Below are 8,201 nucleotides of genomic sequence, written 5' to 3'. Positions count from 1 at the left end.
TCCTTGTTGACATAACTTATTTGATGTTAAAATTAAACTTTTTTTTGCTAATTTCATATCTTAAATTACTGTCTTAATTTTGGGGAGTATTATAACTTACCTTTCTTCCTCATAGGATTTTTAGCCGCAGATATATATCTGGAATATAAAGACAGGATTAAAAACAGTTTATTCTTTGATGTTTTATGCGTTGTTTTCTTAATAGTGGCTTTCTTTATGTCAAATCCGGCATTGATATTATCGGGTAATTTTGTTTTGCTGGTTTTTTCTTCGAAATCATTATACTTTGTCAAGCTATTAGAAAAGAAGTTTTTATATATTATAGGAGGAATGTGCTACAGTATTTACATGCTGCATCAGAAAATCATTTACTACATTTCTCCATTGTTCTCCAAGTTGTTTTTTAATAATTATCTGCTGGATTTCTATTTAAAACTGTTTATTGCTCTTTTTGTTGTCCTTATCATTTCCGCACTGTTTTTTGTTTTTGTTGAAAGGCCAACCATGAAAAGAGAATGGTGGAAATATAAAAACTTAAAGAAGTTATTTTTTGAATAATCAAAGTAACCCTTAATAACGGCCTTGAATTCATCTTGTGCCTTATAATTGGGAAAAACATTAAAATATACTCAGAAATAGAAATTTAACTTTTATAGGATTTTATTTTTTTTTAAATGTAGTTGGAAAAAAATATTGGGAATTCTTTCTAAAAATCAGCACATTCCATTTGCTATTTCAAAAATATTTTATAATTTTGCAGTCCGAAAAGTAGATTTACTGTATGTGAGTCGGTAATCTGCTGAATAATAAATGCTTCCAAACTCATTAATTATTCAAACTAAAAAAATTAAAAATGGCTAAGAAAGTCTTTAAAATGGTAAAACTTCAGGTGAAAGGTGGCGCAGCTAACCCTTCTCCACCAGTAGGTCCGGCATTAGGTTCTGCAGGTGTGAACATCATGGAGTTTTGTAAGCAATTTAACGGGAGAACCCAAGATAAGCCAGGGCAAGTTTTACCTGTAGTAATTACAGTATACGAAGACAAATCTTTTGAATTCGTTATTAAAACTCCACCTGCAGCAATCCAGTTAATGGATGCGGCTAAGATCAAAGGAGGTTCCGGAGAACCAAACAGAAACAAAGTAGGTTCTGTATCTTGGGATCAGGTGAAGAAAATCGCTGAGGATAAAATGACTGACCTTAACTGCTTTACAATAGATTCTGCAGTTTCTATGGTTGCAGGTACTGCTAGATCTATGGGATTAAGAGTAACAGGAACTAAACCAACTTTTAACGCTTAAAACTATTAGAAATGGCAAAATTGACTAAAAAGCAAAAGGAAGCTTTAAGCAAAGTAGAAAAAGGAAGAATCTATAACCTTGAAGAAGGTTCTGCTCTTGTAAAAGAAGTAAACACTACAAAGTTTGATGCTTCTGTAGATATCGCTGTAAGATTGGGTGTAGATCCAAGAAAAGCAAACCAAATGGTAAGAGGTGTAGTATCTCTTCCTCACGGTACTGGTAAAGATGTTAAAGTTTTAGCACTTGTTACACCAGATAAAGAAGCTGAAGCAAAAGAAGCTGGAGCTGATTATGTAGGTCTTGACGAGTACCTGCAAAAAATAAAAGAAGGTTGGACAGATGTTGACGTTATCGTTACGATGCCGGCTGTTATGGGTAAATTAGGTCCGTTAGGTAGAGTATTAGGTCCAAGAGGTCTTATGCCTAACCCTAAATCAGGAACTGTAACGATGGAAATTGGTAAAGCAGTAGCTGAAGTAAAAGCAGGTAAAATTGACTTCAAAGTTGATAAATACGGTATTATCCACGCTGGTATTGGTAAAGTATCTTTCGATGCTGCTAAAATCAAGGAAAATGCTCAGGAATTGATCCAGACTTTGATCAAAATGAAACCAACTGCTGCTAAAGGTACTTATGTAAAAAGCATTTATTTGTCTTCTACAATGAGCCCGGGTATTGCAATTGATACTAAATCTGTTAACTAATATAAATCCTTAAGACAATGACAAAAGACCAAAAAGTTGTAGCAATACAAGAGATCAAAGATTTGCTTCAGGATGCTAAAGTAGTTTATGTAGCAGATCTGGAAGGTTTGAATGCTGCTAAATCTTCAGATTTCAGAAGACAGGCTTTCAAGCAGAATATCAAAGTGAAAGTGGTGAAAAATACACTTTTACAAAAAGCAATGGAGCAGATTGACGGAGTAGATTTCTCTGAAATGTTTGATACTTTCAAAGGAAACTCTGCTTTAATGATTGCTGAAACAGCTAATGCTCCTGCAAAATTAATCAAAGACTTTAGAAAGAAAGATGAAAAGCCGGCGTTGAAGTCTGCTTTCGTACAGGAAACTTTCTATGTTGGTGACAACAACCTTGATGCATTAGTAAGCATTAAGTCTAGAGAAGAAATGATAGGTGAAATCATCGGATTACTTCAGTCTCCAATTCAAAGAGTTGTTTCTGCTCTTCAAAACAAATCTGAAACAGGAGAAGCTAAAGCTGAAGAAGCTGCACCTGCTGTAGAAGAAACTCCTGCTGCTGAAGCTCCGGAAGCTCCTGTTGCAGAAAGCACTGACGAAACGCCAGCTGCTGAATAATTACTCTCAAAAAATTAAATAAATAATCAACAAAAACATTACAACAATGTCAGATTTAAAAAATTTAGCTGAAACGCTAGTAAACCTAACAGTAAAAGACGTAAATGAATTAGCTGCTATCCTTAAGGATGAGTACGGAATTGAGCCAGCTGCTGCTGCTGTAGTAGTTGCTGCAGGTGGTGCAGGAGGTGATGCTGCTGAAGAAAAGACTGAATTCGATGTAATTCTTAAGTCTGCAGGTGCTTCTAAATTGGCTATCGTTAAATTGGTAAAAGATTTAACTGGTGCTGGTCTTAAAGAAGCTAAAGATATCGTAGACGGTGCTCCTGCTCCAATCAAGCAAGGTGTATCTAAAGACGAAGCTGAAGCTCTTAAGAAGCAATTAGAAGAAGCTGGTGCTGAAGTAGAATTGAAATAATTCAATTTACTATAAAATAAGAAACCCGGACAGTAATGTTCGGGTTTTTTGTTTTTTATCAATTTTTTTCTATTTAAATTTTACAACATTATCCATATATGCTTGTGTAATGTTGTTTTATATTTAATTATTTTTATCTATTTGATAATTTTTTCGTAATTCATGTAACTATTATTTATAGTATAGTTTATTTTTCATTTAAATTTAATATTAAAAAGGTATTTTAATTGAAAATTTACTATATTTGTACCGAAAAAAAACACACATACATAAATTTGGAAAGAAGTTACTTTATCTTCTATGGCTTTGCTATAGCATGTTGTATTAATATGTTATTTGCGGGGCAGGTAGAAAATTACATTAATTCGTCACTAACAGTACAAAACCCTACTGTTGCACTCAACTGCTTTTATGAAACCTGCAGTTTTGATCTTAAAGCTGATGAATATTCAAAATACTCAGAAAAAGATAAAGTTCCTGCTGTTATTAATGTTTCTATGGAAATGGAAGAGTTGTTTGCTGATCTCAGAGAGATTCAGGATTCACTATGCGGAAATGTAGAAATTATTAAACAGCATAAACCCGATTCATATTATGTTGAAGACCCGAAAAGGTTGGGAGGTTTTGACTTTATAATTGAATTTCCGGATAAATTATCTTAATCATTTAAAGGCAGAAAGCTTCCATTTATCTTGACGAAAACTATTCCTTTCCACTTTCTTTTGGAAGTGAAAAAGGATTCCTATATCCTAAAAAAACAAAAAAACAACAAATATCTTATTAATGAAAAGCAAATTATTAACGATCGCGGCTATATCCTTTACCGGGTATCTGATGAACGCACAGGTTGGCTTTAATACAAATCAACCTCAGGCAACCATGGATGTTGTAGGATTTCCTACAGTTACAACTAAGCCTGATGGTATTATTGCGCCAAGACTTACGCTAAGTCAGTTGGCTGCTAAGACATATGCGGCAGCTCAAACAGGAGCTTTGGTATATGTTACAACAATCAATGCTACTCCAGCTGGTGTTACAATTAATGTAAATACCGCAGGATACTATTATTTTGATGGTACATTATGGCAAAAACAAACCGGGACAGAGTGGAAACTGAAAGGAAATGCAGATAATGAAATCAGTACTGCTGTAGCCCAGACTTTGGGTTCTGCTCCGGATGCAAATAATAATTATCTTGGAACTCAAGGAGCTACTGATGATTTAATTATTGTAACTGCCAATAAAACTCATGGAATTCTGAACAGTACAGGAACATTAGCAGGTGGGGGAGAGACAACATCCGGTTTATCATGGGGTAATACAAATACATTTAACACTGCACCGGGAGCTAATGCCAATAATTCAATTTTGTTAGGAGCAGGAAATAATGCAACCGGAAGTTATAATACCGTTGCAATAGGACAAAGTAATATTGTAAGTAACCCAAGAACAGGAAACCTTTTTGCCAACTATGCGATTGGTAGTGATAACCAGATAGCAGGAACAGCAGGAGGTGGAGCTAACTTTACTTTTGGAAAAGGAAACAGAGTAACAACCGGAGCTGTATTGGCTGCTAACTTTTTGATGGGTACCAATAATACATCCACTATAAGCTCAGCACTGATTTTTGGAGATGGAAATACAGTTTCAGCAGTAGGAGCAAGCCAGCCTATGATCTTTGGTGCTGGTAATAGCATGATAGGCCCTTCTAATCAGAGTTTAGGGAACCTTATTTTCGGATCTGGACTTACAACAGATGCTACAGGGGGTAATGTGAACAACAATGCACTTTTCGGGGCGGGATTTGTTTCCAATCATTCCAATAACGTATACCTTGGAGTTACTTCTCCAGGTGGTTCGGGTGTGATGGGTTCGCGCCAGGTAAATACATCAAACTATCAAAATTCAAATCATCTTTTTGTTGGTAATAATAATACAACTGTTAAACAGGGTACAAAGGTCTTTTTTGGAGGTACCTATACTCCTGAGACAGGGGCTGCTAACTGGAGTGTAATGAAATATCCTGAAATGGTAAATGTAGAAGGAGCTATTACCCTGGGAGATAGTCTTGGTGCTGTTTTAACAACTAATAACAACTCAAACTATCCGCAGGATTGTGGAGCAAACAATCAGGGTACTATAAGATACAGAGTAAACAGTACCGGAAAAGGAAATATAGAAGGATGTGTGAAGAACTCAGCCAGTCCGGTAAGTTACAGATGGGAAGTTCTGAACAATAGTGCTGCTATCACAAATTAAAAATTTCAAAACGCAAATAAATAAATAAAAAATGACACAAAAATTATTCGAGAAGTTGTCGTCAATGCTACTGGTATTCGTTATGTCAGCAGTAGCATTCGCACAACAAGGGTACGAGCCTATCAGAGGGATGGGGGTAGAAGCAAGACCTGTGAACAATTCAGGTATTTGTTTAGCATGTTATAATGGGAGCATGACTCCTGTTGTGGATGCCAATCTGGATAACAGTGTAAGCATGGGTAACTTTGCTTCTTTGGTAAGCGGAAACGGTATTTCTGTAAAGAACACAAACACTGTTTATCCGGCAGGATACATTACAGGTTTTAATATCGATTTAGGTACAAGCTTTATTACAGTAGACTTGTTAAGCTCATTGAGAATCAGTACTTATAAAAACGGAGTACTTCAGGAGTCTACTACAACCAGCACATTATTATCAGTGCCGGCATTTGGAGGAAGCAAAAACAGAATTTTCCTTCATTTCAAAACTACTAAAGACTTTAACGAGGTAAGATTGTATCAAACTAACGTATTGTCTATATTCAGTGCAATGAACGTATACTACGCGTTTGCATTTGATCCGGAAAAAATGCCGGTTGACAATAACGGAGCTTGTGATGATATTATTGCAGGAAGCGGTGTAGACGGTAATGTATCCGGAAGCAGCAGCTTTATTGCTCCTCTTTCTTATGTACAAAACAGAGAAAGAATTGGAGATGGAGATAAAAATTCTTACGGATCAATCGTATTGCCGGCAGGTCTTCTTGGATCATACTCAGTAGGAGTATTAGATAAAAACCAGGTATATCCTGCAGGAAACAGAGCTGGTTTTGTAATCTCTCCTGATGATGAAGGAAAACTTTTAAGTGCCGAGTTTTTAAAGAATATTACAATTGAAACTTACTTATATGGAAAACTTCAGGACTCCAGAGCATTATCTGATGGAGGAGGCTTGATTAACATAAAAGTTTTAGGTTTTGGAACCGGAAAACAAAAAGTAACAGTTGCTACAACAAAACCATTTAACGAAGTGCGTTTAAAAGTGACTCAGACTTTAGGAGTGAATTTAGGATCTTTAAAAGTGTATTATGCATTTGAAGAGCCAACAACATGTGAATGTGATGATAAAATTCAGACAAGCGGTTCTGCAATTCCGGGAAATATCGTAACAGGCGGAAGCTGGACATCTGGTCCTGGGTTATTTGGTCTTATTCTGGCTAAAATGACAAATCCTGAAGCCATTGTAGATACTAACAAAAATAACTATGCTACAGCAACTCTTCCGGTAGCATCATTCCTGAGTATTTTCTCATCGTATGCTACAGTAAGCACTAACTCTTTGCTTCCTGCAAATACATATGCCGGATTTACGTTGGAAAAAGCAGCTAACCTTATCGGAGTAAGCGTACTTGAAAATATTACAGTAACACTTTACAACGGAAATACTCAAACAGATTCTTTTACTAGTACAGGAAGTTTGATCAGTGGAAATTTCTTCACTACAGATTCAAACAAATTCTATGTAGGAGGTAAATCTACAAAACCTTTCAACCGTATTAAAGTTACTTTCTATAGCGGTACAGGAATACGTTTCCCTCAAAACTATAACATCTACAATGCTTTTGCCAGCAAAGATGATGATAATGACGGTGTACCAAACTGTTTCGACAGATGTCCTAACGGGGATGACAGCATTGACAATAATGGTAATGGTATTCCTGATTGTGCAGAAGGATGTTCAGCAGTGAATGACAAATCTCCAACTATTGATACAGACGGTGATGGTATTTCTGATGCTTGTGATTTTGACTCTGATAACGATGGTATTCCAGATGCGATTGAAGATCTTAACCACAATAATAAATTTGAAGATGATGATGTGGATGGAGTTACACCATTTGTTGAAGTGCCGGGAGACGGTATTGCAAACTACCTGGATCTGGATTCTGATAATGATGGTGTTTTAGACCTGTTTGAGTCTGGTATTCCAACTTCAATAATCAACCAGATCGATGCAGACCGTAACGGTATCATTGATAGCGGAGTTGCAGTAGGAGAAAATGGTTTAGCTGATATTTTAGAAACATCTCCTGATTCAGGAACTCTGAAATATACCCTTAAAAATACGGATGGTGACAATGAGCCTGACTTCATTGACATTACTTCCAACGGATCTGCTTATGATCTGCATGCAATTGGTAAAGACAATCTTGATGTATTAGGAGGTGGATTTATTTCTACAATTTCTGATAGCGATAGAGACGGTATCCAGGCTGTTGTAGATACAGATCTTGTGAAGAAAGGTGCGCCTAACTCTCCACTTTCACCTTACGCTGTATTTGCTAAAAATGGATCTGCAGCCAAAGGAATTGCTGATGCAGACATTACTTCAACTGCAACTGATATCAACGTATACCCTAACCCGGTAAAATCAGGTGAAAACCTTAACGTGAAATCTAAAGAAGAAGGAACTTATACATTGTTCTCTGCTCAGGGGCAATTGGTAAAATCTGGTAAATTCTCAGGTAATGCTGAAATCAATACAGCTTCACTACCGACAGGTGTTTATATTGTGAAAATAGAAACTAAGTCAACAGTGAAATCTTATAAGATCATTGTAAAATAATTTTTCAAGGTTCTATATAGCGGAAGGCCGTCCTTAGGGGCGGTCTTTTTTTATTTTGAATAATTTTAATAGTCTCAGAATGAAGAAGTTTTATTTGCTTGTGTGGATAGAATTTCGTACCTTTGTCCCTCTTTTGGCGCGAATAATTGTTTGTAAATCTATAAAATATTGAAAATCAGCTCTTTCATATGAGAAATGAAAGGGTCTTTCCGTATATAGATACTGCGGCAAATTCTGCCTTAAAAGTAAATAAAAATATTTTGCATTACGCTGTGAAAAGATA

7 protein-coding genes are annotated in these 8,201 nt (G+C 36.0%); all 7 read left to right on the top strand.

From position 1 onward, the window contains the following. Positions 1 to 853 precede the first annotated feature (853 nt). The gene (gene rplK, locus HNP36_RS16100; RefSeq protein WP_034723381.1) at positions 854 to 1,300 is read left to right on the top strand and encodes a 50S ribosomal protein L11; all 447 of its coding nucleotides are present in this window, start codon (positions 854 to 856) and stop codon (positions 1,298 to 1,300) included. Between the two features lie 11 nt (positions 1,301 to 1,311). Continuing rightward, on the top strand, positions 1,312 to 2,004 hold the full coding sequence (gene rplA, locus HNP36_RS16095) for a 50S ribosomal protein L1 (RefSeq protein WP_184165930.1): 693 nt from the start codon (positions 1,312 to 1,314) through the stop codon (positions 2,002 to 2,004). A 17-nt stretch (positions 2,005 to 2,021) separates the two neighbouring features. Beyond that, positions 2,022 to 2,615 (top strand): 50S ribosomal protein L10, encoded by a 594-nt coding sequence (gene rplJ / locus HNP36_RS16090; RefSeq protein ID WP_184165927.1) that lies wholly within the window; start codon positions 2,022 to 2,024, stop codon positions 2,613 to 2,615. 46 nt (positions 2,616 to 2,661) lie between these two features. Next, complete coding sequence (gene rplL, locus HNP36_RS16085; protein WP_184165924.1) at positions 2,662 to 3,033, top strand: 50S ribosomal protein L7/L12; 372 nt, start codon at positions 2,662 to 2,664, stop codon at positions 3,031 to 3,033. Positions 3,034 to 3,308: 275 nt separating this feature from the next. Then, positions 3,309 to 3,695 carry a hypothetical protein gene (locus HNP36_RS16080; protein ID WP_184429284.1) on the top strand — a complete coding sequence of 129 codons (387 nt, stop codon included), beginning with the start codon at positions 3,309 to 3,311 and terminating at the stop codon, positions 3,693 to 3,695. Positions 3,696 to 3,816: 121 nt separating this feature from the next. Further along, positions 3,817 to 5,292, top strand: coding sequence for a hypothetical protein (locus HNP36_RS16075; RefSeq protein ID WP_184165918.1), 1,476 nt, complete (start codon positions 3,817 to 3,819; stop codon positions 5,290 to 5,292). A 31-nt stretch (positions 5,293 to 5,323) separates the two neighbouring features. Beyond that, positions 5,324 to 7,918, top strand: a complete 2,595-nt coding sequence (locus HNP36_RS16070; RefSeq protein ID WP_184165915.1) for a T9SS type A sorting domain-containing protein — start codon at positions 5,324 to 5,326, stop codon at positions 7,916 to 7,918. The last annotated feature ends 283 nt before the right edge of the window (positions 7,919 to 8,201 follow it).

Source organism: Chryseobacterium shigense (genome assembly GCF_014207845.1).
Lineage (GTDB): Bacteria > Bacteroidota > Bacteroidia > Flavobacteriales > Weeksellaceae > Chryseobacterium > Chryseobacterium shigense_A.
The sequence above is the reverse complement of the archived record's forward strand: the minus strand, read 5'-3'. Positions and strand labels throughout refer to the sequence as shown.

Coding starts and splice junctions, on each gene's coding strand:
- rplK (WP_034723381.1), top strand. CDS start 854: ATGGCTAAGAAAGTCTTTAAAATGGTAAAACTTCAGGTGAAAGGTGGC.
- rplA (WP_184165930.1), top strand. CDS start 1,312: ATGGCAAAATTGACTAAAAAGCAAAAGGAAGCTTTAAGCAAAGTAGAA.
- rplJ (WP_184165927.1), top strand. CDS start 2,022: ATGACAAAAGACCAAAAAGTTGTAGCAATACAAGAGATCAAAGATTTG.
- rplL (WP_184165924.1), top strand. CDS start 2,662: ATGTCAGATTTAAAAAATTTAGCTGAAACGCTAGTAAACCTAACAGTA.
- HNP36_RS16075 (WP_184165918.1), top strand. CDS start 3,817: ATGAAAAGCAAATTATTAACGATCGCGGCTATATCCTTTACCGGGTAT.
- HNP36_RS16070 (WP_184165915.1), top strand. CDS start 5,324: ATGACACAAAAATTATTCGAGAAGTTGTCGTCAATGCTACTGGTATTC.